23 protein-coding genes are annotated in these 23,086 nt (G+C 69.1%); 5 read left to right on the top strand and 18 right to left on the bottom strand.

Features of this window, described 5'->3' with window-relative positions; genetic code table 11:
* Position 1: 1 nt before the first annotated feature.
* Both DS843_RS01770 and DS843_RS01765 read right to left on the bottom strand, forming a co-directional pair.
* Positions 2-676, bottom strand: a complete 675-nt coding sequence (locus DS843_RS01770) for a ribonuclease HII (protein ID WP_149467173.1) — start codon at positions 674-676, stop codon at positions 2-4.
* Entirely contained in the window at positions 673-1,452 is a 780-nt protein-coding gene (locus tag DS843_RS01765; protein WP_286191878.1) for a cyclic nucleotide-binding domain-containing protein, read from the bottom strand. The genes DS843_RS01770 and DS843_RS01765 overlap by 4 nt, the downstream gene beginning before the upstream one ends.
* 153 nt (positions 1,453-1,605) lie before the next feature.
* Between DS843_RS01765 and DS843_RS01760 the strand changes: the two genes are divergently transcribed.
* Entirely contained in the window at positions 1,606-2,103 is a 498-nt protein-coding gene (locus DS843_RS01760) for a YchJ family protein (protein WP_149467171.1), read from the top strand.
* A 244-nt stretch (positions 2,104-2,347) separates the two neighbouring features.
* A complete protein-coding gene (locus tag DS843_RS01755; protein WP_149467170.1) occupies positions 2,348-2,920 on the top strand; it encodes a cold-shock protein in 573 nt (190 codons plus the stop codon).
* A 230-nt stretch (positions 2,921-3,150) separates the two neighbouring features.
* On the opposite strand, the gene DS843_RS01750 is transcribed toward DS843_RS01755, so the two are convergent.
* From DS843_RS01750 to DS843_RS01705, 10 genes are all read right to left on the bottom strand, one after another.
* Positions 3,151-4,614, bottom strand: a complete 1,464-nt coding sequence (locus tag DS843_RS01750; RefSeq protein WP_149467169.1) for a S41 family peptidase — start codon at positions 4,612-4,614, stop codon at positions 3,151-3,153.
* A 318-nt stretch (positions 4,615-4,932) separates the two neighbouring features.
* The gene (locus tag DS843_RS01745) at positions 4,933-5,655 is read right to left on the bottom strand and encodes a sugar transferase (RefSeq protein WP_149467168.1); all 723 of its coding nucleotides are present in this window, start codon (positions 5,653-5,655) and stop codon (positions 4,933-4,935) included.
* A 173-nt stretch (positions 5,656-5,828) separates the two neighbouring features.
* Positions 5,829-6,875 (bottom strand): hydrogenase expression/formation protein HypE, encoded by a 1,047-nt coding sequence (gene hypE, locus DS843_RS01740; RefSeq protein WP_149467167.1) that lies wholly within the window; start codon positions 6,873-6,875, stop codon positions 5,829-5,831.
* Positions 6,876-6,889: 14 nt separating this feature from the next.
* Positions 6,890-7,126 (bottom strand): HypC/HybG/HupF family hydrogenase formation chaperone, encoded by a 237-nt coding sequence (locus DS843_RS01735; protein ID WP_149467166.1) that lies wholly within the window; start codon positions 7,124-7,126, stop codon positions 6,890-6,892.
* Positions 7,099-9,372 carry a carbamoyltransferase HypF gene (hypF, locus tag DS843_RS01730; protein WP_149467165.1) on the bottom strand — a complete coding sequence of 758 codons (2,274 nt, stop codon included), beginning with the start codon at positions 9,370-9,372 and terminating at the stop codon, positions 7,099-7,101. Before hypF ends, DS843_RS01735 begins: the two co-directional genes overlap by 28 nt.
* Entirely contained in the window at positions 9,369-10,277 is a 909-nt protein-coding gene (hypB, locus tag DS843_RS01725) for a hydrogenase nickel incorporation protein HypB (RefSeq protein ID WP_149467164.1), read from the bottom strand. Before hypB ends, hypF begins: the two co-directional genes overlap by 4 nt.
* A complete protein-coding gene (hypA, locus tag DS843_RS01720; protein ID WP_149467163.1) occupies positions 10,277-10,618 on the bottom strand; it encodes a hydrogenase maturation nickel metallochaperone HypA in 342 nt (113 codons plus the stop codon). The genes hypB and hypA overlap by 1 nt, the downstream gene beginning before the upstream one ends.
* Positions 10,619-10,621: 3 nt before the next feature.
* Positions 10,622-11,785 (bottom strand): nickel-dependent hydrogenase large subunit, encoded by a 1,164-nt coding sequence (locus DS843_RS01715; RefSeq protein WP_149467162.1) that lies wholly within the window; start codon positions 11,783-11,785, stop codon positions 10,622-10,624.
* Positions 11,782-12,486 carry a [NiFe]-hydrogenase assembly chaperone HybE gene (hybE, locus tag DS843_RS01710; protein ID WP_149467161.1) on the bottom strand — a complete coding sequence of 235 codons (705 nt, stop codon included), beginning with the start codon at positions 12,484-12,486 and terminating at the stop codon, positions 11,782-11,784. Before hybE ends, DS843_RS01715 begins: the two co-directional genes overlap by 4 nt.
* Positions 12,483-12,755, bottom strand: coding sequence for a HypC/HybG/HupF family hydrogenase formation chaperone (locus DS843_RS01705; protein WP_149467160.1), 273 nt, complete (start codon positions 12,753-12,755; stop codon positions 12,483-12,485). Before DS843_RS01705 ends, hybE begins: the two co-directional genes overlap by 4 nt.
* A 222-nt stretch (positions 12,756-12,977) precedes the next feature.
* Between DS843_RS01705 and DS843_RS01700 the strand changes: the two genes are divergently transcribed.
* Positions 12,978-13,580, top strand: coding sequence for a HupE/UreJ family protein (locus DS843_RS01700; protein WP_149467159.1), 603 nt, complete (start codon positions 12,978-12,980; stop codon positions 13,578-13,580).
* A 199-nt stretch (positions 13,581-13,779) separates the two neighbouring features.
* Entirely contained in the window at positions 13,780-14,787 is a 1,008-nt protein-coding gene (locus DS843_RS01695; RefSeq protein WP_149467158.1) for an MBL fold metallo-hydrolase, read from the top strand.
* Positions 14,788-14,809: 22 nt separating this feature from the next.
* On the opposite strand, the gene DS843_RS01690 is transcribed toward DS843_RS01695, so the two are convergent.
* From DS843_RS01690 to DS843_RS01665, 6 genes are all read right to left on the bottom strand, one after another.
* Positions 14,810-15,289: a HyaD/HybD family hydrogenase maturation endopeptidase gene (locus DS843_RS01690; RefSeq protein WP_149467157.1), complete on the bottom strand. Its 480-nt coding sequence runs from the start codon at positions 15,287-15,289 to the stop codon at positions 14,810-14,812.
* A gap of 107 nt (positions 15,290-15,396) precedes the next feature.
* Entirely contained in the window at positions 15,397-17,100 is a 1,704-nt protein-coding gene (locus DS843_RS01685) for a nickel-dependent hydrogenase large subunit (protein ID WP_149467156.1), read from the bottom strand.
* Positions 17,101-17,118: 18 nt separating this feature from the next.
* Positions 17,119-18,273 (bottom strand): Ni/Fe-hydrogenase cytochrome b subunit, encoded by a 1,155-nt coding sequence (gene hybB / locus DS843_RS01680; protein ID WP_149467155.1) that lies wholly within the window; start codon positions 18,271-18,273, stop codon positions 17,119-17,121.
* 12 nt (positions 18,274-18,285) lie between these two features.
* Positions 18,286-19,356, bottom strand: coding sequence for a hydrogenase 2 operon protein HybA (gene hybA, locus DS843_RS01675; RefSeq protein ID WP_149467154.1), 1,071 nt, complete (start codon positions 19,354-19,356; stop codon positions 18,286-18,288).
* Between the two features lie 9 nt (positions 19,357-19,365).
* Positions 19,366-20,529 carry a hydrogenase small subunit gene (locus DS843_RS01670; protein WP_208852164.1) on the bottom strand — a complete coding sequence of 388 codons (1,164 nt, stop codon included), beginning with the start codon at positions 20,527-20,529 and terminating at the stop codon, positions 19,366-19,368.
* A 303-nt stretch (positions 20,530-20,832) separates the two neighbouring features.
* Positions 20,833-22,524, bottom strand: coding sequence for a methyl-accepting chemotaxis protein (locus tag DS843_RS01665; protein ID WP_149467153.1), 1,692 nt, complete (start codon positions 22,522-22,524; stop codon positions 20,833-20,835).
* Positions 22,525-22,761: 237 nt separating this feature from the next.
* On the opposite strand from DS843_RS01665, the gene DS843_RS01660 reads away from it, so the two are divergent.
* The gene (locus tag DS843_RS01660) at positions 22,762-23,022 is read left to right on the top strand and encodes a hypothetical protein (RefSeq protein ID WP_149467152.1); all 261 of its coding nucleotides are present in this window, start codon (positions 22,762-22,764) and stop codon (positions 23,020-23,022) included.
* The last annotated feature ends 64 nt before the right edge of the window (positions 23,023-23,086 follow it).

Below are 23,086 nucleotides of genomic sequence, written 5' to 3'. Positions count from 1 at the left end.
GTCAGCCGGCCCGTTCTTTTTGGGCGCGGACTGGTGCAAAAGTGACTCGGTGATGGGGGGTCACGCCGTGGCGGCGCAGCGCCTCCAGATGCTCCGGCGTCGGGTAGCCGGCGTTGCGGTCCCAGCCGTACTGCGGGTGGATTTCCGCCAGACGCAGCATCTCCCGGTCGCGCGCCACCTTGGCGACGATGGAGGCCGCGGCGATGGATTGGCTGCGCCCGTCGCCCTTCACAATGGCCTCCATCAGGCAGGCCAGGTCCGGCTTGAACTTCCCGTCGATCAGCGCGACGGCGGGCGGTTCGCCGGGCAGCGCCTCGTAGGCGCGCTTCATGGCCAGCAGGGTGGCCTTGTGGATGTTGATGGCGTCGATCTCCGCCGGGCTGGCCTCGGCCAAGGCGACCGCCAGGGCGTGGGCGCGGATTTCCGGTTCCAGAGCCTCGCGGGTGCGCAGGCTGAGCGCCTTGCTGTCGTTGATGGCGCGGGCCAGCGCGTCCGGCAGGCCGCCCGCCGGCAGAACCACGGCGGCGGCCACGACCGGACCGGCGAGCGGGCCTCGCCCCACCTCGTCGATGCCGCAGACCAGCCGCCCCTGGCCCAGGGCGGTTTCGAAGGACAGGTCGGGCCGGGAGACGGGAGATTTGCGCGGGGATTTGACGCGGGTGGCTCTGACGGTCATGGGAGGGCTTGTCTTGCGGATTCGGAGGAGGAGGGCAGCAGCAGCCGTCCGCCGGAAAGCTGCTCGATGTAGATGCGCGTCAGGGAGCGCAGGATGGGCGGCATCGTCTCGATGGCCTTGGCGAACTGATCCTTGCGGATGATTTCGCAGACCGTGGGCTCCAGCGCAACGACGGTCGCGGCGCGGGGACGGTTGGCGAGCAGGGCGAGTTCCCCGAAGATGCGTCCCGGCCCCAGCACGCCGAGTTCCGCGCCGTCGCGCCGGACGCTGACCGAGCCCGACTGAATCAGATAGGCCGCCGTCCCGGCATCACCCTGGCGGAAGAAACTGTGCCCCAGGCGGAACAGGCGCCGGTCCGTCACCGTGGCGAAGGAGTCGGTGGAGCGGATGCCGGCGCCCCCGTCCTGCCGTTCGGGCTGAGGCAGGCCGTAACTGCGGCGGATCGCGGCGACCAGGCTTTCCAGCAGATAGGCGGCCAAGGGCGGGCAGCGTCCGCGCAGCGCGCGGAAGGTGTCGCGCGACAGCACCACCGCCTCGACCGGCGTCAGGGCGCGCACCGTGGCGCTTCGCAGCCCGTCGTCCAGCAGCGCCATTTCCCCGACGATCGCGTTGGCCCCGACGGTGCCCAGGCGGCGGGGGCCGTCCGGGCCGTCCAGAAGCACCTCCAACTCGCCCGACTGGATCAGCCACGCGCAGTCGCCGGCCTCGCCCTGGCGGACCAGCAGGGTGTCCGCGGGAATGTGCCGCGTGGGGATCTCGGGTCCGCTGCTGGTCATCGCCGCTTCCATCCGTTCGGGCAGGCCGCCCGCGTTCCGCGCAGGGTAGCGCGAATGCAGGCCCCGATCAGGCGATTTATGGTCGCGGTGATGCTTGGCGGACGCCGCCGGCTGCGCTATGCATGGCGCCCTCAAATCGAGAGGCCGGAAGTCATGACCACCGCCACCACCACCGAATGCCCCTGCCGGTCCGGCAAGGCCCTGGACGCCTGCTGCGGCCCCTATCTGGACGGAACCGCGCCGGCCCCGACCGCCGAGGCGCTGATGCGGTCGCGCTACTCGGCTTTCGCCTGCGGGAAGATCGACTATCTCCAGGAGACGCTGCTGCCGGACACCCGCGAGGATTTCGACCGCAAGGAGATCGAGACCTGGGCGGCCAACAGCGTCTGGACCGGCCTCGAGGTCCGCGCCACCGAGGCCGGCGGGGTGGACGACGAGGAGGGCGTGGTGGAGTTCGTCGCCCACTTCACCATGAACGGCAAGCCGCAGAAGCATCACGAGACCAGCCGCTTCGCCAAGCGGGACGGTCGCTGGTTCTATGTGGACGGCACGCTGGGTGCCCGCCCGCGCAGCGGCCCCAAGGTCGGACGGAACGACCCCTGCCCCTGCGGCAGCGGCAAGAAGTACAAGAAGTGCTGCGGGGCGGCCTGAAGTCCCGTTCCTGACGGGCGGGTCCTCACGGACCGTGATTTGATGGGCGTTGCGCCGATTCTCGAGGCAATTGCGATATTTTTGGTCGCCCGGATGCCGCCGGGCGGCCGTCGGCCGGATTTTTGCCGAATCTTTCTTTCCGGCACGCGCGATCTCAATTGAAAAGCGCGGCGGAACGGATCATCTTCGGTAGGCCATGTCCCGCCGGTTGGGGCATGGCCTATCACGACAGATGAGACCACGTATGTTCGACCGTCCGCAGCGCAACAGCTTCCGCGCTCCCGAGATCACCCAGCGCAACATCCGCGCCACCGTCAAGTGGTTCAACGCGACGAAGGGCTTCGGCTTCGTCACGCCCGAAGACGGCTCGCCGGATGCCTTCCTGCATTCCACGGTTCTGCAGTTCTGCGGACACGACAGCCTGCCCGAAGGTGCCACCATCACCTGTGACATGTCCCGCGGCCCGAAGGGCCCGCAGGTCGCCACGATCCACGACGTCGACACCTCGACCGCCAGCGCCTCCCCGCGTCCGGCGGCGGCCCGTGCCCCGCGCGGCGACAGCTACGGCGGTGGCTACGGCGGCGGCGACAGCTACGGCGGCGGTGCCGAGGAGACGGTGGACGGCACCGTGAAGTGGTTCAACGTGTCCAAGGGCTTCGGCTTCATCGCCCCGTCCACGGGCGGCAAGGACATCTTCGTCCACATCCGCGCCCTGGAGCGTTCGGGCCTGGACGTGCTCGCCGACGGCGAGCAGGTGCGGGTGACCGTCCGCCAGGGCGTCAAGGGTCCGGAAGCGCAGCGCGTCGAAGTGGTCTGACGTCGAACAGCCAAGCGTGTGGGGGCGGGGCGGACCCAACCCCATGCGTCTGGCCGCGGAAGTAAGCACCATTTCCCCTACCGTCCCGGCCCGCCCATAGGGTCCGACGACGGTTGGTGGGCACAAAGAAAAAGCCCTCCGTTCACTGCGAACGGAGGGCTTTTTTTGTCCTGCTTCCGATCGGCCGCGCTGCCGTTGTCGTCGGCGCCCTTGTCGCTGTCGTCGGGCCGTCAGGGGCGACCGATCAGCGTTCCCATCAGGCGCGTGCGGATGGCGGCGACGGCGCAGTCCAGCGGGCGGTCGGAATCCGGCTTCGACGGGGCGGCGGCGACGTCCGGGCACAGATCCTCGATCCGCCACGCGCGCGGCGGCGGCGGCGGGGTGGCGTGCGGGTCGCAGGTCGCCGGGTCGGGGTGGGTTTCCTCGCTGTTGTCGTTGGCCGGCTTGATCTCCAGGTTCGGCGACACGCCGAAGCAATCGACCAGCCCGCCCGACGGCCGGAAATAGCGCGCGGTCGTCAGGCGGATGCCGATGTCGCCGGACAGCGAGGAGATGGTCTGGACCGACCCTTTGCCATAGCTGCGCGTTCCGAACAGCAGCGCCCGGCTGTGATCCTGAAGGGCGCCGGCCACGATTTCCGACGCCGAGGCCGAACCGCTGTTGACGAGCATCACGATGGGCAGCCCGGCCAGCAGGTCGCCCGGCGTGCCGGTGTAGCGGCGGTTCTCGTCCGGATCGCGCCCGCGCACCGACACGATGTCCACCGCCTCCAGGAACCGGTCGGCGACGTTCACCGCCTGATCGAGCAGCCCGCCGGGGTTGTTGCGCAGGTCCAGCACCGCCCCGGCCAGCCGCCCGTGCGCTTGCCGCCGCATGTCCTCGATCGCCTCGTCCAGCGCGTGGGAGGTCTGCTGGTTGAAGGCGGCGATGCGGATGTAGGCGACGTCGCCTTCCAACCGATACCGCACGGGCTGGATCTTCACGATGGCGCGGGTCAGCGACACGCGGAAAGGCGCGTCGGGGCCGCCGTTCGCAGCGCCGCCGCCGCCGCCGCCGCCGCCGTTGCGGCGCATGGTCAGGGCCACGGAGGTGCCCACCGGGCCGCGCATGCGGGCCACCGCGTCGCGCAGATTCATGCCCTTCACCTGCGCTTCGTCGATCTTGGCGATCAGGTCGCCGGTGCGCAGGCCGGCGCGGGCGGCGGGGGAGCCGTCGATGGGCGACACCACGCGGATCAGCCCGCTGTCCTCGTCCATCGTCACCTCGATTCCCAGCCCGCCGAACTCGCCCTGGGTCTGCTCCCGCATGTAGCGGAAATGCTCCGAATCGAGGAAGGCCGAATAGGGGTCGAGGGAGGTCAGCATCGCGTCCAGCGCCGCTTCCGTCATGGCGCGGTCGTTGGCCCCCGGCTCCTCCTTTTTCTTCTTCTGAAGCCCCGCGACGGCCTTTTCGACCAGCACCTGGGGGGTACCCGGCTTCACATGCTCCGCCAGGACGCGGCGCAGGACATCGGAGAAGAGCAGATAATTGCGGTCCGCCGGGGAGGGGAGGGTGGCGGTGCCCTTGGCCTTCGCGAATTCTTGCCGGTAATGGTCCAGCGCGATGCTGACGTCGGCGCGGGACGCGGGGGCGACCGCGCAAGCGGGTCCCATCGCGACCATCAGCAGCAACAGCGCCGCCAGCAGTTTCGCCATCCTGCGCCCCTCTCGACAGGCCGGCCCGGCCGGCGGAATCAAAGCCATCAACGCGACTGCAAGCCTTGTTGTACCAGGGGTTTCGCCTGCCGGACGCTCAAGGCCGGTGCGTATGTGCTTTCGAACGGCACGGCATGGCCTTCCGGCCGGTCCCTCCGGTCGTCGTTCCGCAACCTAGCACGTTGCCCAGGCAATCTCAAATCCTGCCCCCCTGGCGGTGCGGACCCTCGCGCTTCGAACAGGATAGGATATGTGTCTCCGTCCCCCGCGCCGCCATTCTCCGGGCGGGGGAGTGTGGCGGCGCGGGGATTCTACGCCTTAATAGGCACCTTTTCCGCTGAGCATCACGCCGACCGTGCGCAGCAGGATGCGGATGTCGCCCCACAGGCTCCAGCCCAGCAGATAGGCGGTGTCGAGCTGGACGCGCCGGCCATAATCCACGTCGTTGCGCCCGCTGACCTGCCACAGCCCGGTCAGCCCGGGGCGGCACCGCGTGTAGAAGGGGAAGCAGGCGTGGTAGCGCGCAACCTCCTCCTGCACGATGGGGCGCGGGCCGACCAGACTCATGTCGCCGGACAGCACGTTGAAGAGCTGCGGCAACTCGTCCAGGCTGGTGCGGCGCAGGAAGCGGCCCACCCAGGTGATGCGGGGATCGTTGCGCAGCTTGCGCGTGGATTCCCATTCGGTGCGGGCCTCCGCGTCGGATTCCATCAGCTTTTCGAAGACCTCGGGCGCGTTGACCACCATGGAGCGGAACTTCAGGCAGGTGAAGTCCCGCCCCTCCGCCCCGATGCGGCGATGCCCGAACACCGCGGGACCGCCGTCCAGCGTGATGAGAAGCCCGACGATCAGCATCAGCGGCCCGAACAACAGGATCAACCCGACCGCCCCCACGAGGTCGAAGGCCCGCTTCACCCGGTTGCGGTGCAGCGGCGCGGTGACCGGCAGACGCGCGACCAGCTCCGCGGCGGAGGCCGTGCCGGCAAGCGCGTCTGGCTCCAGCGGTGCAGTACCCAACTGGATGGACTGCGGAATACCCATTGATCCCCCGTACTGACAAATCGGCTGGCGGGAAAAAGACCGCCTTCCGGGGGAGGCAACGCCTGAGGCGCGTCCGGGGTCCCCCGGCGGGGCTGATCCGCCGCAGAACCATCGCGGTACGCCGGGCGGCGCCGGGCGGGCGAACGGGGTGCTCCGTCGGAAGCGGGCCGGATTCAGCAGATGCGGGGAAGCTGCTCGCCGGACAGCCAATCGACGATCCGCTTGCCGCCGAAGCGCGTCTCCATCTGCACGAAGCGGTGCGGGTCCTCCACAACCGTTCCGACGATGGCGGCGTCGGCGCCCAGCGGGTGGGCGCGCATCGCGGCCAGCAGGCGGTCCGCGTCCTCCGCCGCGCAGATGGCGATCAGCTTGCCTTCGTTGGCGACATAGAGCGGGTCGAGACCCAGAAGCTCGCACGCCGCGGCGACCTCCGCCCGCAGCGGGATGTCGGCCTCGCGCAGCAGCATGCCGACGCCGGACTGGTGGGCGATCTCGTTCAGCGTCGTCGCCAGACCGCCGCGGGTCGGGTCGCGCAGCGCATGCACGTCCGGCACCGCCGCCACCATGCCGGCGACCAGCCCGTGCAGCGCCGCGCTGTCCGACCGGATGTCCGTCTCGAAGCTGAGATTCTCGCGGGTGGACATGATGGCGACGCCGTGGTCGCCCATGGTGCCGCTGACCAGGATCGCGTCGCCGGGCCGCGCCCGCTCGCCGGATGGGGCGACTCCGGGCGGCACGACGCCGATGCCGGTGGTGGTGATGAACACGCCATCGCCCTTGCCGCGTTCCACCACCTTGGTGTCGCCGGTGACGATGGACACGCCGGCCTCCCGCGCCGCGTGGGCCATGCTGTCCACCAGCCGCTTCAGGTCGGCCAGCGGGAAACCTTCCTCCAGGATGAAGCCTGCTGTCAGATAAAGCGGCACCGCGCCGGCCATGGCGACATCGTTCACCGTGCCGTGCACCGCCAGCGACCCGATGTCGCCGCCGGGGAAGAACAGGGGCGAGACGACGAAGCCGTCGGTCGTCACGACCATGCGCCCGGCGGGCGGGTCGAAGGCCGCCTGATCGTTGCCCTGGTCGAGCAGCGGGTTGGCGAAGGCCGCCGCGAACAGCTCCCGCACCAGTTGGGCCATGGCCTTGCCGCCCGACCCGTGGCTCATGTCCACGGTGCCCCGGGCGAGGTCGAGTTTGCGGGTGAAGAGGCGGCGGTCGGTCATGGCGGGGTCCGGATTCAGGCGGCGTCGAAAGCGGGGAGGGTGCCGGTTTCGGCGAGCAGGGCCAGCGTGCGCTCCGCCTCCTCCGGGTCGAGCCTGGACAGGGCGTAGCCGACATGGACGATCACATAGTCGCCCACCGCCACTCCCTCGACCAGAGCCAGGGAACAGGCGACCCTCACCCCGCCCAGGCTGACGGTGGCGCGGTCGTCCTCCAGAAGATCGATCACGCGGGCAGGGACGGCGAGGCACATGGGGTCGGTCCTTCCTGAATCCGATGTTGAACGGCGACCCAGGCCTGCCCCAGGCTCAACCCGCCGTCGTTGGCCGGTGCCCGGCGCGGCAGCAGCGCCGTGACACCGCGCGCCGCGAATCCGGCGCTCAGCCCCTCCGCCAGGACGGCGTTCATCAGGCAGCCGCCCGACAGCGCGACGCGGTCCAGGCCGCGCGCCGCCAGCTCGGGCATCGCCCACTCCACCAGCGCCGCGGCCAGGGTGCCATGGAAACGGTCCGCCCCGTCCTGCGCATTGATCTGCAACAAACTTTCCAGCAGGGGGGTGAGGTCCAGCACGCCGCCGTCGATCCGCCAGCCGCCGTCGAGCACCGTGGGGCTGCGGACCAGCGATTCCAGAGCCATCGGCGCCTCCCCCTCGAAGCAAGAGGCGGCGCGCACGCCCAGCAGCCCACAGGCGGCATCGAACCAGCGCCCGCAGGAGCTGGTGGGCGGCGCGTTGACGCCCGCCTCGATCATCCGCCGCACGCCCTCCGCCGGACCGCAGGCACCAAAGCGCACTGCGATGTCCGCACCGCGCCCCATGCGGGCCAGCGCCGCCGCCCCCATGCGCCAGGGCTGGCGCGCCGCCACGTCGCCGCCCGGCTGGGCCAGCGGCGCCAGATGGCCGAGACGGGTGAAGCGCGCACCCTCCACCAGCAGCATCTCGCCGCCCCAGGACCCGCCGTCCGCCCCCAGCCCGAACCCGTCCAGCGCGAGGCCGAGCGCCGGTCCGTCCATGCCATGTTCGGCCAGGACGGCGGCGACGTGGGCGTGGTGATGCTGCACCGCCACGGTCGGCAGGCCGAGCGAGTCGGCGAAGCGGGTGCTTTGGAAATCGGGGTGCAGGTCGTGGGCGACGGCCACAGGCTCCACCGCCAGGATGCGGCGCAGATGCGCGACGGTCTCTTCCAGGAAATCCAGGGTCGCGGCGTTGTCCAGGTCGCCGATGTGCTGGCTGAGGAAGGCTTCGTCGCCGCGCGTCAGGCAGACCGTGGTCTTCAGATGCCCGCCCACCGCCAGGACCGGCGGACCGGCGCGCGGCAGGCGGATGGGCACCGGCACATGGCCTCGGCCCCGCCGCAGAAAGGCGGGTGCCCCGGCGACCACCCGCATCACGCTGTCGTCGGCGCGGATCAGGATGTCACGGTCGTGGTCCACGATCAGATCGGCGATGCCCGCCAGCCGCCGTTGCGCCTCCGCGTTGCCGATGGCGAGCGGCTCGCCGCCGGGGTTGGCGGAGGTCATGACCAGGGCGAGGTCCTGCGGCTGCTCCAGCCACGCCGTGCCCTCGGGGCGCCCCGCGGCCTCGTGGAACAGCAGATGATGGATCGGCGTGTAGGGCAGCATGACGCCCAGCCAGGCGAGGCCGGGGGCGATGGCGGTGGGGAGGGTTTGGGTGGGGGCCTCGCCCCCCCGCCGCAACAGCACCACTGGCCGTGCCACCCCCTCCAGCAGCGCCCGTTCCGCCGCGTCCACCGCCACGAAGCGCTCGGCGGAGGCCGCATTCGCGACCATCAGGGCGAAAGGCTTGCCGTTGCGCTGCTTACGCGCCCGCAACCGTTCCACCGCCGCCGCGTCGAAGGCGTTGCAGGCGAGATGAAAGCCTCCCAGCCCCTTGATCGCCACGATCCGACCGCCGCACAGCGCGGCCAGCACCTCTTCGATGGAATGGGACAGGCGCGGGCCGCAGGCCGGGCAGGCGGTCGGCTGGGCGTGGAACCGGCGTTCGGTCGGGTTGGCATACTCGGCGGCACAGTCCGGACACAGCGCAAACCCCGCCATGGCGGTCTGGGGCCGGTCGTAGGGCAGGGCGCGCGTGATGGTGAAGCGCGGCCCGCAATGGGTGCAGTTCAGGAAGGGATAGCGGTAGCGCCGGTCCTTGGGATCGAACAGTTCGGCCAGACAGGAGGGGCAGACCGCGGCGTCGGGAGCGATCCCGGTGGTGACCGCTCCGCCCCGCGACGCCAGGATGGAGAAACCGGTCTCGCCGGGGCGGGCGGATTGCTCTTCGGATTCAATCGCGTCGATCCGCGCCAGCGGCGGAGCCTCCGCCGCCAGCGCGGCCAGAAGGCGTGACGGTTCGGCCCCCTGCACCTCCGCCAGCACGCCGTCCCCGTCGTTCAGCACCCAGCCGGTCAGGGCGAAGCGGTGCGCCAGCCCATGGACGAAGGGCCGGAAGCCGACCCCCTGCACCTGCCCACGGACCCGGACTCGCAGCCGCTTCACCGCGCGGCGACCGCCTTCGCAAGCCCCTCTTCGATCCAGCCGTACCAGTCCTCCAGCCCTTGCCCGCCGGTGGCCGAGACCTCGATCACGCGCAGGGTGGGCTTCAATTGGCGGGCGTAGCCGATCATGCGCGCGACGTCGAAGGTCAGATGCGGCAGAAGGTCCACCTTGTTGACCAGCAGCAGATCGGCGCCGGCGAACATGGCCGGGTATTTCAGGGGCTTGTCCTCCCCTTCCGTCACCGACAGGACGACGACCTTGTGCGCCTCGCCCAGGTCGAAGCCGGCGGGGCAGACGAGGTTGCCGACATTCTCGATGAACAGGACGCTGCCATTCTCCACCGGCAGGCGCCCCACCGCCTGGGTGACCATCTGGGCGTCCAGGTGGCAGCCCTTGCCGGTGTTGACCTGGATGGCCGGGGTTCCGGTGGCGCGGATGCGGTCGGCGTCGAAGGAGGTCTGCTGATCACCCTCGATCACCGCCATGGGGAAGCGGCCCTTCAGGTCGGTCAGCGTGCGGGTCAGCAGAGTCGTCTTGCCCGAACCGGGGCTGGACATCAGGTTCAGGACGAACACGCCCTTCGCCGCGAACAATTGGCGGTTCACGGCGGCGAAGCTGTCGTTCTTGGCGAGGATGTCCTGTTCGATGGCGACCAGCCGGGTCTGCGACATCCCCGGCACCTCCGTCCCCGCCGGGCCGCGGCCGAGGTCGATGGTGCCGTGGTCGTGGTCATGCCCGTGGCCATGCGAGTGCCGGTAGACCTTGCCGTCCGGGCCGACATGCTCGTGGCTGTGGTCGTGATGATGATGGTCATGACCATACTGGTGGTGATGATGGTGATGGCCGTGCGCGTGGCCGGCTTCGATGTTCGTTTCGCCTTCGGCGCAACCGCAGACCGTGCACATCACTCCACCTCCAATTCCTTGACGCGCATTTCCTCGCCGCCGGTCACCACGAGCTGGTGGCCGCCGCAGTCGGGGCAGGGGTCCGACCGCTCGGGCAGTGGGACCGGCTTTTCGCAGGACAGGCAGAAGGCCTGCCCCGGCGGGCGTTCGATGTCCAGGACGGCCCCCTCCGCGATGGTGCCGCGGCTGACCGCGTCGAAGCCGAAGGCGATGGCCTCCGGCTCGACATGGGACAGGGCGCCGATGACCAGCCGCACCGTCTTCACCCGCGTGAAGCCTTGGGCCGCGGCCTGATCGCGGATCACGTCGATGATGCCCTGGCTGAGCGCCAGCTCGTGCATGGGTCAGTTCCCTTCCCGGATCGCGATGGAGGACGCCACGCAGGGGTCCAGCGCCATGACCAGCAGGCCAGCACGCTCCGACAGCGCAGCGTCCGCCGCCGCAGCGGCCAAACCCTGGGCCAGCGGCCCGTCGGCGGCGAAGTTCCATTCGGTCGGCGCCACGATGCGGGCATCGGCGATGCGGCCATCCTCCAGCCGCACCCAGTGGGCAAGGCGCCCGCGCGCCGTGTCCACCGCACCGCTTCCCTCGCCGTGGCGGGCGGTGCCCGTATCGGCGTCGGCATTCTCAAGGCGCTCCGCACAGGCCGTCATGCGGTCCGGCAAACCGGCCAACTCGACCAGCCGGGCGGCGACATGCGCGGCGAGACCGGAGCCGTGCGCGGCCAGCAGAGCGGCGACCAGCGGATGAGCGCTCTGGCGGGCCAGCGGGCCGGTGTGGGCCGGGGCACCGTCCTGGCGCGGAGTCTCCGCGAAGCCGGCATCGGCGGACAGCCGCTCGCCGAACCAGCTTGCGGGGTGAGCCTCCAGCGCGGGCACACAGCAGGCTCCGAACCCCGCCATGTCCGGCGCCAGGGCACGGCGCATCAGCCGGGCCGCAGGCGACTCGCCCCGGTCGGCCCAGCGCTCCAATTCCGCGGCATCGGTGGGCGCAGGACCGGCGAAGACGGTGCGCATCACCTCGTGACGCAGCGCCGCGACGGTGGCGGTCAGGGCCGCAGGGTCGGGCCGCAGGGAGCCGCCGCCCGGACGCAGCCCGTCGCGGGCCGGGTAGAGCGCCGGATGGATCGCGGCGGCGGCGGCGCGCAGCCCGGCCAGCGCCTTGGGTTGCGGCGCCTCGCCCAGCCTCGCGGGCCATTCCATCAGGGCTTGCCACGCGTGGTTCGCCGCGGTTTCCGCATCGGCCAGCAAGGCGCGGGCGGCGGCGTGTGGACGTCCGTCCAGCCCGAGCGCGCCCTCCAGGGCCTCCGCCGCGGCCAGCGATTGGGCGGTGCCGCACAGGCTGAACAGCAGCGGCACGAGGCGCATCGCCTCCTCCGGCGTCCGACCGCACAGCGCGCGGGCGGCGGCGGGGCGGCGGACCGCCACCGACACGGCGCGCACCCGCCCGCGCACGGTTTCCAGCCGCACCGAAACGGCCCCCTCCAAGCCGGCGCCCGCCACGCTCATCGGCGCCCACCCCCGAACAGGGAGCGGCGGGACACGGTGGGCCGGGACTGGGCGGGCTTCGGCGGCTCCGCGTCCTCCACGGGCCGATTCTCGGATTGCGGTTCCCGCATCAGGTGGTCGAGCGCCAGGACGGCGGCGGCGCGGGCGTCCTGCTGATCGGTGAAGACGTTCATGGCCGAGGCGAGCGGGATCACCGCCAGCGTACCCAGCACCCCCAGCCGCGCCGCCGTGAAGCGGTAGGCGCCGGAGGGCAGCGCCACCTCCGTCTTGTCGCCGTCGCGCAGGCCCGCCCACAGTGCCGGATCGCGCGGGATCAGGATCGCGTTCAGGAACCAGGGGGCGATGACGCAGCCGATCCAGCCCGGCCCATGGGGGCGGAAGCCGACCGCCTCCACCGACAGGGCGGCGTTGCAAATGGGAACGCCCACCATGTCGCGCTCCGCGATCAGGCGGTAGCTGGCGGTCAGCGCCGCGACGCGCGCCTCCATGGGATCGGCGCCCGGTGCCTCCGGGACGGTGAAGCCATGCTGCGCGCCGCCGCAGCCCGGACAGCGCCAATAGTCCGGCAGGCTGCCGAAGGGCGTGCCCGGCGGGACCTCCCGCCCCGGATCGCCCGCCGCGGGATCGTAGACCGCGCCGCAGGACCCGCAGGCGGGGCGGGCGTCGGCGGCGAAGCCTGCCTCGGGGCCGCCGGGGATCACGCCTCCACCTTTCCCGTCAGGTCGGCGAACAGGTGGTCCACATTCTCCCCCTTCGCGGCCAGAAGGATGGCGTCCAGCGCGCGGTTCAAAGGCTCCACCTCGTCCTCTTCCAGAGCGCGGACGGCGCGGTCGAGATGGACCAGCACCCAGCCGCCTTCCGGCACCTCCTCGATCAACATGACGTTGACGCGCCGTTCCTCCCCGCGGCCGGCGCAGCGCGCCGTGAAGCCGTCGGTCTCCAGAACCTGCATGGGAATGCCGAGACACATGCGCGCGCCCTCACGCGGGGAAGCCGGTCGTTGTGACCGCGGCATCTTGGCCGGGGGTTGAGTGCGCACATTGATATGCGTCAATCATGCGGTCCGGCGTAATTTCGTGACGCTCCGCCATTTTCAATCGAAACGGTTCTGCTAAAGTGGCGGACGCTTCGCGTGCGATGGGGTGGGGTCGGTCGCGCGCCGCTCAACGATACAAGCAGGGGTTCTTCACGGATGAAACGTTTTGCTTTCGCGTCGGCCACCGCGGCGGCGGTTTTGGCCGCGCTTCCCAACGCGGCGCTCGCCCACACCTTCGGCGCCCACGACGCCGGCTTCGTCCATGGTTTCCTGCACCCGGTCGGCGGCTGGGACCACCTGCTCGCGATGGTCGCCGTCGGCCTGTGGGCGGCGCAGCGCGGCGGTGCGGCCCTGTGGGCGCTGCCCGCAGCCTTCGTCGGCGCCATGATCGGCGGCGGCCTGCTGGGCATGGCCGGCATCGGCCTGCCGCAGGTCGAGTTGGGCATCGTTCTGTCCGTGGTCGCTTTGGGCGCCCTGATCGCCTTCCAGTCCCGCCTGCCGCTGCTGGCCTCGGCCGGTGTGGTCGCCCTGTTCGCCGTCTTCCACGGTCACGCCCATGGTGCCGAGATGCCGGAGGCGGCGGAGCCGCTGCTCTACGGCCTGGGCTTCGCCTTGGCAACGGCGCTTCTGCACGGCGCGGGCATCGGCGCGGCCCTGTCGCTGCGCCGTTTCGTCGAGGGCGGCAAGGGCGCGCTGGCGCTGCGCGGCACGGGCGCCGCGTTCGGTCTGGCCGGCGTGGCGCTGCTCGCGCTGGGCTGATCGAGGACACCCGATTCGGTACCGAAGGCCCGGCGGAGCGCTCCGCCGGGCCTTTTCCTTTCTCCGATGTCTGCGAATTCCGGTAATGAATTCAGTTGTTTGACGCGGAGCCCTCGGCACCCTTCCCCCGCGTGGCGCGGACGGCCATGCTGGGCGCCGACCGTCCTGAAGGGGAACCACGCCGATGACACCGCCGCCGATGACGCTGCCAACCTTCGCCACTCTGCGCAAAGCCCTGCTGGCTCTGGCCATTGCCGTTCCAACCGCTGCCGTCCTGGCCCCTGCGGCGCCCGTCCTGGCGGCGGATCTGCCGGGCCAGCAGCGGACCCAGGCGCCCGGCTTCTACCGCATGGCGCTCGGCGATTTCGAAGTCACGGCGCTGTACGACGGCTTCATCGACCTCGACCGCAAGATCCTCGGCGGCGCCAGCGCGGAGGACATCCAGAGCCTGCTGGCCCGCATGTTCCTGGACGAGACGCCGGGGGTGCAGACGGCGGTGAACGCCTATCTGGTGCACACCGGCAAGAATCTGGTTCTGGTGGACACGGGCACGGCCAAGGCGTTCGGCCCGGCGCTGGGCTTCATCGCCGACAACATCCGCGCCGCCGGCTACAACCCGGAGCAGATCGACACCGTCCTGCTGACCCACCTGCACCCGGACCACGCCAACGGCCTGCTCCGCCCGGACGGCGCCATGCTGTTCCCCAACGCCACCGTCCACGTTGCGAAGGCCGACGCCGATTTCTGGCTGAGCGAGGAGGTGGCGGCCAAGGCCCCGGCCGAGAACCAGCCCTTCTTCGCCATGGCCCGCGCCGCGGTCGCCCCGTATGCGGCGGCGGGGAAGCTGAAGCCCTACCAGTCCGGCGACAGCCTCGTGCCCGGTGTGGAAGCGGTGGCGGCCCACGGTCACACGCCGGGTCACAGCGGCTATCTCTTCACCTCGGGTGAGCAAAGCATCCTGGTGTGGGGCGACATCGTGCACAGCCACGCCGTGCAGTTCTCCCGTCCGGAGGTCGTCATCGAGTTCGACGCCGACAAGGCGCAGGCCATCGCCACCCGCAAGAAGATTTTCGCCGACGCCGCGGCGCAGAAGCTGTGGGTGGCCGGCGCGCATCTGCCCTTCCCCGGCATCGGTCATGTCCGGACGGAAGGGAAGGGCTATGCCTGGGTCCCGGTGGAGTTCGGTCCGATCCGCGCCGACCGCTAAGGACTGATGGTCACCGCTACGCTCAGCCCTTGGGCGTGGCGGTGACGCCGTGGCGGGCCAGTTCCTCCACGATCATGGTGACCATGCGCGGGATCACGGCCTCAATTTCCGGCGACATCATCAGGCCGGTGCCCAGCGCCATCGGCACGCAGCCGATCACCGTCACGCTTTCCGGCGCCTCGTCCTGAAGGCGCAGCGAGGCCAACAGGTCGCAGAGGCCGAGCTGGTGCGGCGACAGCTTGCCCTTGAAATAGGCCGGAACCTCGTCCCCGCGCAGCACGGTCAGGGTGGCGGGCGGCGCGCCGGTCTTCACCGCGTCCACCGCGATCAGATGCTTGTGGCTGGCGATCAGGTCCAGCATGTCCATGCCGCAGGTGCCGCCGTCCACCACGCTGACGTGATCGGGAACGCTCCAGGTGGCGTCGAACGCCTCCATGGCGCGCACGCCCACCCCTTCGTCCATCAGAAGGATGTTGCCGAGGCCGAGCACGAGGATGGACATGGGACGGAGACTCCGTTCGAAGGTTTTGAAACAGAAGGATGAAGCGCGACACGAAAAGCCCCTCTCCCGCGGGGAAGAGGGGCTTTCGGTGACGCTGGCTATGGTCGTCAGACGACCTTCACCTGATAATGCGACTTCGTTTCCGTGTCGGTCAGGTGCACGGCGCAGGCCAGACACGGGTCGAAGCTGTGCAGGGTGCGGATGATCTCCAGCGGCTGGTCGGCGACCGCCACCGGGTTGTCGAGCAGAGCCGCCTCGTAGGCCGAGATGTTCCCGTCCTCGTCGCGCGGGCCGGCGTTCCAGGTGGTCGGCACGACGGCCTGATAGTTCTTGATCTTGCCGTTCTCGATCACGACCCAATGCGAGAGCATGCCGCGCGGCGCCTCGTGGAAGCCGAAGCCGCGGATCTCGCCCTTCGGGAACACCGGCTTGTTGAAGGTCTTGGTGTCGCCCTTCGCGATGTTCTCCATCAGCAGCTTCCACTGGTTCTGCAACTCCTCGTGCAGAACCACGCAGCGCACCGCGCGGGCGGCGTGGCGCCCGATGGTGGAGTGCAGCGCGTCGACGCCCACCTTGCTGCCGAGATGGCCCGACACGGCGTCCAGCACCGCGTTGACCCAGAACTGCGTGCGCTGGTGGCCCGATGCGTACATCCCCAGCACGTTGGCCAGCGGGCCGACCTGGGCGCGCTTGTCGTAGAAGGTCGGCGACTTGATCCAGCTGTACTTGCCGTCGTCCTGCCAGTCGGTGAAGTTCGGGATCGTCTCGCCGTCGTAGGGGTGCAGGGGACCCTTGCCGCCCTGGTACCAGGAATGCTTCACGCTCTCCTTCACGCCCTTCTCGAAGTAAGGGTCGTGGAAGTCCTTGATCGGCGTGAACTTGGCGAGGTCGCCCCCGTCGATGTAGCCGGCGGGCAGGGCGAAGGTGGTGCCCTTGGTGTCCAGCGGCATGTCCGGGATGGACAGGTAGTTCACCACGCCGCGGCCATACTGCGTCCAGTCGGCGTAGAAGGCGCCGATGGCCGCCACGTCGGGGATGTAGACCTGGGTGATGAAGTCGCCCACCTCGTCGATCAGCTGCTTGATGTACATCAGCTTTTCAAGCGTCAGTGTGGACTGGCTGTCCATGTTGATCGGGTTGGTGACGCCGCCCACCGCCATGTTCTGGATGTGCGGGGTCTTGGAGCCCAGAATCGCCACCACTTTGTTCATGCGCCGCTGGTAGTCGAGCGCCTGGAGATAGTGAGCCGCCGCCATCAGGTTGGCTTCCGGCGTCAGCTTCATCGCCGGATGGCCCCAATAGCCCGAGCCGAAGATGCCGAGCTGGCCGGAATTGATGAAGGCCTGCAGCTTCTTCTGCGCGGTGGCGAACTCCTGCGTGCTGTTCCGCGGCCAGCCGGAGATCGACTGGGCCAGTTTGGCCGTCGCCGCCGGGTCGGCCTTCAGCGCGGACACGATGTCCACGAAGTCCAGCGCGGACAGGTGATAGAAGTGGACGATGTGATCGTGGACGTTGTGGGCGCCCTGGATCATGTTGCGGATGTATTGGGCGTTGAGCGGCACCTCCAGCTTCAGCGCGTTCTCCACCGCGCGGACGGAGGTGATGGCGTGCACCGTGGTGCAGACCCCGCAGATGCGCTGGGCGAAGACCCAGGCGTCGCGCGGGTCCTTGCCCTGAAGGATCAGTTCGATGCCGCGCCACATCTGGCCCGACGCCCAGGCCTTGGTGACCTTGCCGCCGTCCACTTCGCAATCGACCCGCAGGTGACCCTCGATGCGGGTGACCGGATCAACAACAACTCGCTGAGCCATAACGAAAGTCTCCTAAACTCAGCCGTGCTCGGGATGGACGGCGTGCATGACGGGCAGCTTCTTCACGAAGAGGAGATACAGCGCGATCTCCAGCGCGAAGACGCCGACGGTGACCATGATTTCCTTGACCGAAGGGAAGTAGTGCCAAGGACCGACCGCCGGCGTGAAGCCGATGAGATAGACGTTCAGGCGGTAGAGGATGCCCGCCACCAGAAGAAGCGAGGCCGACAGGAACAGGGCGCGCGAGCGGTTGCGGTTGGCCTTCGGGATCAGCAGCGCGAGACCGGCGATCATCAGCACCATCTCCGCCACGAACCAGCCGGACTGCGGGCCGCCGAAGATCTGGCCGAACTGGCCGCGAACGATCAGATCGACGAAGCGCAGGACTACGAACAGCGAGGCGACCGCAAGCATCAGTCCGGACAGCTTCGACAGCACCGGCGTTTCCATCGGGCGGCGGAAGTTCAGCGAGGCCATGACCGATTCCCACACCACGATGGCGAATCCCATCAGGATGGCGGTCAGCAGGAAGAAGACCGGCAGCATCTGCGACTGCCACAGCGGCGACAGCTTGTGCCCCACGATGACCATCATGGTGCCCAGCGAGGACTGGTGCATCGTCGGCAGCAGGACGCCCAGCGCGATGAAGACCCACAGCACCTTGTTCAGCTTGGCGCGCAGCCCCTCGATGCCGAAGCGCTCCAGGAAGGCCGGGGCGAACTCCACCACCAGAACAAGCGTGTAGGTCGCCACGCACAGGCCGACCTCCAGCATCACGGAGTTCGGCTGCGCGTACCAGGGCAGCATCATGTGGTAGAAGTTCCAGTAGCGGCCCAGATCGACCAGCACCGCCAGACCGGCGAGGCCGTAGCCGAACAGGCTGGCCAGCACCGCCGGACGGACCAGCGGGTGGTACTCGCCTCGGTTCAGGATGTAGCAGAGCAGCGCGATGACGTAGCCGGCGCAGCCGAAGGCCGAGCCGATCACCACGTCGATGGCCACCCAGATGCCCCAGGGATAGCCGTCGTTCAGGTTCGACGCTGCCCCCAGGCCTTGCGTGTAGCGCTGGAACAGGATGACGCCGGCGATGGCGACCAAGGCGGCGCAGATCAGGAAGGGAAGGGTGAGGACCCGGCCGCCGAGCGGCTGATGCTCATGAGCTTGCGAAGACATGGCGCGGCCCCCTCACTCGTCGGTGTGGTTCTTGGTGTTGCGGTGCGCCAGATAGGCGAGACCGGCGAACACCGTGGCGGGGGCGATCATGCCCGCGTAGAGCGTGTGCTGGATGCCTTCCGACAGGGTCGGATAGCCGTTCTCCGGCACGTTGGTGGGCAGGTTCAGCTTGTCGAACGGCACGGCGGACACCGCGAGGCATTGCGTGCCTCCCAGCTCCTTCTCGCCGTAGATGTGCGTCTGGTAGGCGGCCTCCACCAGCTTCTCATGGCCGTCGCGCGGGCCGCCCACCTTGCCGGCGATGTCGCCGCGCGGGAAATGCGCGTGTTCGCCCACCTTCAGCGCGGTGCGGCGCTTGGCCTCCGCCAGCAGGTCCTCCGTGCGGCCGAACAGCGTCGCCCCGGTCGGACAGACGTCGGCGCAGCCGGGAAGCTCGTTCTTGGCGAGCTGCTGCTTGCAGAGCTGGCACTTTTTGATTTCGCCGAAGGCGTCGTTGTAATCGTACTTCGGCACGCCGAACGGGCAGGACAGCACGCAGTAACGGCAGCCGATGCAGGCGCTCGGGTCGTGGTTGACGATGCCGGTCCTGGCGTCCTTGGTCATCGCCGACACCGGGCAGACCGACACGCAGGACGGATCGGCGCAATGCAGGCACTGGCGCTTGATGAAGGCGTGGCCGTTCTCCGCCGCGTCCTTGGTCGCTCCGGTGCCGTGGCTGTAGGCCTTGATGACGTTCAGGGTCTTGGCGGACAGCTCGACCGGGCTGTCGTAGATCGGCCTGTCGCCGCCCCCCGCGTTCCAGCCCTGCTGGGCCGGGCCGACGTCGGGCGGCATGTGGTTGACCTCCTTGCAGGCGGTCACGCAGGCCTTGCAGCCGATGCACAGCGTGCTGTCGTACAGCAGGCCGACCGCGTCCGGCGGCAGCGGCTTGGGCGGGCGCTGGAGGGCGTTGGCCTCCGGCGGGGCGGCGACGACCGTCGTGCAGGTCGCGGCGGCAGCGGCGGCGCTGCCCTTGACCGCGTTCCTCAGGAAGCCGCGCCGTGAGACCGATGTCTTGCTTTTCGACATCATGCTTTTCGACATGGCGTCACCTCACTCGGCGGCCGTGGAGGAGGAGTCGGCCTTCGCGTCCTGCTTGCCGAGCCGGCTGGTGATGACGGCGCCCGCGCCGACCGCCGCACCGGCGATGCCGGCGACCACCGCCGCGGCCCCGGCGGAGACGCCCTCGCCCTTGTCCACGGCGACCGCCGGATAGCTGTTCGGCGGCGCCACCGACTTCAGCGAGGCCAGCTCATGGATGCCCTTGGTGAAGCCGACGCCCTTCTCCGTGCAGCCGAAGCAGGGGTGGCCGGTGCCGACGGGCCAGGTGCCCTGTCCGACATCGTTGAAGCCGACCGACGGACAGTTCGCGTAGGTCTCCGGACCCTTGCAGCCCAGCTTGTAGAGGCAATAGCCCTGGCGGTGGCCGTAGTCGCCGAACTCCATGGCGAAGCGTCCGGCGTCGAAATGCGGGCGGCGTTCGCAGTTCTCGTGGATCAGGCGGCCATAGGCGAACTTCGGGCGCATTTTGTCGTCCAGCTCCGGCAGCTTGCCGAAGGCGACGAAATGCAGGACCAGCGACAGGAAATTGTAGGGGTTCGGCGGGCAACCGGGGACGGAGACGACCGGCTTGTCCTTGATGATCTCGTTCAGGCCGACCGCACCCGTCGGGTTGACGCCGGTGGACGGCCAGCCGCCCCAGGAGGAGCAGGACCCCATGGAGATGACGGCGGCCGCACCCTCGGCGCACTCCAGCACCGCTTCCCTGTAGGTCTTGCCGGCGACCATGCAGTAGACGCCCCCGTCCTTGGTCGGGATGGAGCCGTCGGTGACCATCAGGTACTTGCCCCAATTGTCCTTCATCGCCTGCTGCTTCCAGTTCTCGGCCTGGTGGCCGGAACCGGTCATCAGCGTCTCGTTGTAATCGAGCGAGATGGTGTCGAGGATCAGCGTTTCGAGCGACGGGTGGTGGGTGCGCAGCAGCGATTCGGTGCAGCCGGTGCAGGCCTGTCCGGACAGCCAGATCACCGTCGGGCGCGGGGCGGCCACGGCGGCGTTGGCGATCTTCACGCCGAAGGCGGGGGAGAGGCCCAGCGTGGCGGCCACGCCCGTGCAATAGGTCAGGAACTCCCGGCGGGACAGGCCGGCCAGCGCGCCTTCATACTCATCGAGATTGCCGATGTACTCGGCGTCGAGATCCACATGTCCGTCGGGCATGATTTCCCCCAAAGACCCTTTTGCATTGATCTGCTGGCCGCCCGCTTGCCGGACGCCGGATGCGCAGCACGCCACGACGCGCCGTGGCGGGACCACAGCGCGGCTTAATCCCTATTATTTATAGGGGTATTAGGGCGCGAAGCGCTCGCCGGCATTGCACCAGTTGTGGCGTGGGCGAGGCATTGATCTACATCAAACGGGCCATGAAGCCGGTAAGCATCGAACGCGGCGCGCGCATCAATCGAAAGGATGCGTCGGGAAAAGTCTCCTCCCCCAGGTGGAGGCGGGGGAGGAGGGAGGGGGTCAGACCGCCTTCATCTGGCGGGTGAAATCCTCGACATCGGTTTGCAGCGTGCGTGCGTGGACGGACAGTCCCTTGGCGGCGCCGAGCAGGCCGCCCGCGGCCTCGCCGGTGCGGTCGGCGGCCTGGGACACGCCGGAGATGGTGGAGGAGACCTCCTGCGTGCCGATGGCGGCCTCCTGCACGTTGCGGGCGATTTCCTGGGTGGCGGAGCCCTGCTGCTCCACCGCGGCGGCCACGTTGGTGCTGATGTCGCTGATCCGCTCGATGGTGCCGACGATGCCGCTGATGGCACCGACCGCCTGCTGGGTCTCGCTTTGGATCGCGACGATCTGGGCCGAGATCTCCTCGGTGGCGCGGGCGGTCTGGTTGGCGAGGCTCTTCACCTCCTGCGCCACGACGGCGAAGCCCTTGCCGGCTTCGCCCGCGCGGGCGGCCTCGATCGTCGCGTTCAGCGCAAGCAGATTGGTCTGGCTGGCGATCTCGGTGATGAGGTTGACGACCGCGCCGATCTTCTCCGCGGCTTGGGCGAGGCCCTGGATGGTGCTGTTGGTGCGCTGGGCCTCGTGCTCCGCCTCGCTGGCGATGCGGGCGGCCTCGCCGATGCGCTGGCTGATGGAGCCGATGGAAGCGGACAACTCCTCGGTCGCCGACGCGACGGTCTGGACGTTGCTCGTGGCCTGCTCCGCCGCCGCGGCGACGGTGGAACTGCGCCGCGAGGCGTCGGAGGCGGAATTGGACAGGCTTTCGGCGCTGTTGCGGATGTTGTCCGCCTCCCCGTTCAGGGTGCGGCACAGCCCCTCGATCTTCTGGGTGAAGCCGTGGGTCAGGGCCTCCAGCCGGTCCTGCCGACGACGGCGCACCTCGATCTCCTGGCGCTCCTGCTCCGCCAGATCGTTGGCACGCCGCAGCCCGTCGCGGAAGACCAGAACGGCGTTCGCCATGTCGCCGATCTCGTCGCCCTGGCCGGTGCCCGGCACCTCCGCCGTCGTGTTGCCGGCGGCGATGGTCTTCATCGTCGCGGTCATGCGGGCGATGGGGCGCGCGATCATGTCGCGGGCGACCAGGATGGCCAGCAGGATGCCGAAGGCCACGCCGCCGACGCCGACGCCGATCATCAGGGTGGTCCAGTGGCTGCGCGCCGACACCAGCTCGTCGTGCAATTTGTCGATCAACGCGCCCTGTTCCGTGTTGAGCTTCTGCAGGGCGGTGTTCAGGGCCTGACGGTTGCTGCGGTTGGCGTCGTTGTCGCCGTAGATGCGGCCCTCCGCCGCGCCCTTCTCGCGCGCGATGCGCACCAGCTCCGTGCGGAAGCGGATGAACTCATCCGTCTTCGCCGCCACCGGACCCAGTGAAGCCTGCCCGTCCGCCGGGGTGACGCGCTTCAGCGTGCCGAGCCGCTCGCCCAGAATGTTCAGGTTGTCCAACAGGGGTTTGCCGAATTTGTCGACCTCCGCCCGGTCGCGGGACATGTAGACGCCGCGCGAGTCCATGACGACGGCCAGAACGAGGCCGTTGATCTGCTCGCCCAGCACTTGCCGTTCCGACGCGAACTCAATGGCCTCGGACTTGATGGCCAGATCCTGCATGGCGGCCAGCCCGATCAGGCCGGTCACCGCTGCCACCACCGCCTGAAGCCCCACAAGAAGATAGACTTTCGGCCCGATTCTAAGGTTTTTAAGCGCTTTCAACATGCTTGGACGCCCCCGTTACGGCGGTCTTGTGCCGCCTCTGCGTGCAACGATAATGGGGTAGCCAGTCGTTTCCGAAGCGTTAAATCGCTCCATGACATGTTGCCGCGCGACCTTTGGACTGGGACTGGCCCAAGCGCCTATTGTTTTTTGAACAGATCAATTTCTTCGGGAATAAATGAGGACAAAAACGCGTTTACCGAGATAGAGGTGCAACGCTCCGGGATGGGGTGGTGGATCATGGGGTCCGCAAAAGCCATCGTCCGCAGATTTTTTCAATTCAGCATTGCCGTTGCCCTGCTGTTGCCGACGGCTTGCGGCGACGCCGGTTCGTCCGGGTGGGTGAGCTACGGCGTCGGCTATGGCTGTTGCGGGCCGGTGTACGCGCTGGGAGCGGGGCTTCCGGCCTACCGTCTGGAGCCCCGGTCCTATTGGAGCTACCCGGATTACCACGGCACCGCGCCGAGCGCCGGTCCGATCGCCGTGCCGGAGTCGCGGTGAAGCGGATTGAACGGCTTCGCTCCGCCATCCACCTAGAATGAAGTGGGACGGGCAGGACGAGGCG

This window comes from Roseomonas genomospecies 6 (assembly GCF_008365375.1).
Taxonomy (GTDB): domain Bacteria; phylum Pseudomonadota; class Alphaproteobacteria; order Azospirillales; family Azospirillaceae; genus Azospirillum.
Note: the sequence above shows the minus strand (reverse complement) of the source record. Positions and strands in the feature narration are given on the sequence as shown.

Bases quoted from the DNA above. Each gene is read 5' to 3' on its own strand.
- DS843_RS01770 (WP_149467173.1), bottom strand. From the start codon at position 676: ATGACCGTCAGAGCCACCCGCGTCAAATCCCCGCGCAAATCTCCCGTC.
- DS843_RS01765 (WP_286191878.1), bottom strand. From the start codon at position 1,452: ATGACCAGCAGCGGACCCGAGATCCCCACGCGGCACATTCCCGCGGAC.
- DS843_RS01760 (WP_149467171.1), top strand. From the start codon at position 1,606: ATGACCACCGCCACCACCACCGAATGCCCCTGCCGGTCCGGCAAGGCC.
- DS843_RS01755 (WP_149467170.1), top strand. From the start codon at position 2,348: ATGTTCGACCGTCCGCAGCGCAACAGCTTCCGCGCTCCCGAGATCACC.
- DS843_RS01750 (WP_149467169.1), bottom strand. From the start codon at position 4,614: ATGGCGAAACTGCTGGCGGCGCTGTTGCTGCTGATGGTCGCGATGGGA.
- DS843_RS01745 (WP_149467168.1), bottom strand. From the start codon at position 5,655: ATGGGTATTCCGCAGTCCATCCAGTTGGGTACTGCACCGCTGGAGCCA.
- hypE (WP_149467167.1), bottom strand. From the start codon at position 6,875: ATGACCGACCGCCGCCTCTTCACCCGCAAACTCGACCTCGCCCGGGGC.
- DS843_RS01735 (WP_149467166.1), bottom strand. From the start codon at position 7,126: ATGTGCCTCGCCGTCCCTGCCCGCGTGATCGATCTTCTGGAGGACGAC.
- hypB (WP_149467164.1), bottom strand. From the start codon at position 10,277: ATGTGCACGGTCTGCGGTTGCGCCGAAGGCGAAACGAACATCGAAGCC.
- hypA (WP_149467163.1), bottom strand. From the start codon at position 10,618: ATGCACGAGCTGGCGCTCAGCCAGGGCATCATCGACGTGATCCGCGAT.
- DS843_RS01715 (WP_149467162.1), bottom strand. From the start codon at position 11,785: ATGAGCGTGGCGGGCGCCGGCTTGGAGGGGGCCGTTTCGGTGCGGCTG.
- DS843_RS01705 (WP_149467160.1), bottom strand. From the start codon at position 12,755: ATGTGTCTCGGCATTCCCATGCAGGTTCTGGAGACCGACGGCTTCACG.
- DS843_RS01700 (WP_149467159.1), top strand. From the start codon at position 12,978: ATGAAACGTTTTGCTTTCGCGTCGGCCACCGCGGCGGCGGTTTTGGCC.
- DS843_RS01695 (WP_149467158.1), top strand. From the start codon at position 13,780: ATGACGCTGCCAACCTTCGCCACTCTGCGCAAAGCCCTGCTGGCTCTG.
- DS843_RS01690 (WP_149467157.1), bottom strand. From the start codon at position 15,289: ATGTCCATCCTCGTGCTCGGCCTCGGCAACATCCTTCTGATGGACGAA.
- DS843_RS01685 (WP_149467156.1), bottom strand. From the start codon at position 17,100: ATGGCTCAGCGAGTTGTTGTTGATCCGGTCACCCGCATCGAGGGTCAC.
- hybB (WP_149467155.1), bottom strand. From the start codon at position 18,273: ATGTCTTCGCAAGCTCATGAGCATCAGCCGCTCGGCGGCCGGGTCCTC.
- hybA (WP_149467154.1), bottom strand. From the start codon at position 19,356: ATGTCGAAAAGCATGATGTCGAAAAGCAAGACATCGGTCTCACGGCGC.
- DS843_RS01670 (WP_208852164.1), bottom strand. From the start codon at position 20,529: ATGCCCGACGGACATGTGGATCTCGACGCCGAGTACATCGGCAATCTC.
- DS843_RS01665 (WP_149467153.1), bottom strand. From the start codon at position 22,524: ATGTTGAAAGCGCTTAAAAACCTTAGAATCGGGCCGAAAGTCTATCTT.
- DS843_RS01660 (WP_149467152.1), top strand. From the start codon at position 22,762: ATGGGGTCCGCAAAAGCCATCGTCCGCAGATTTTTTCAATTCAGCATT.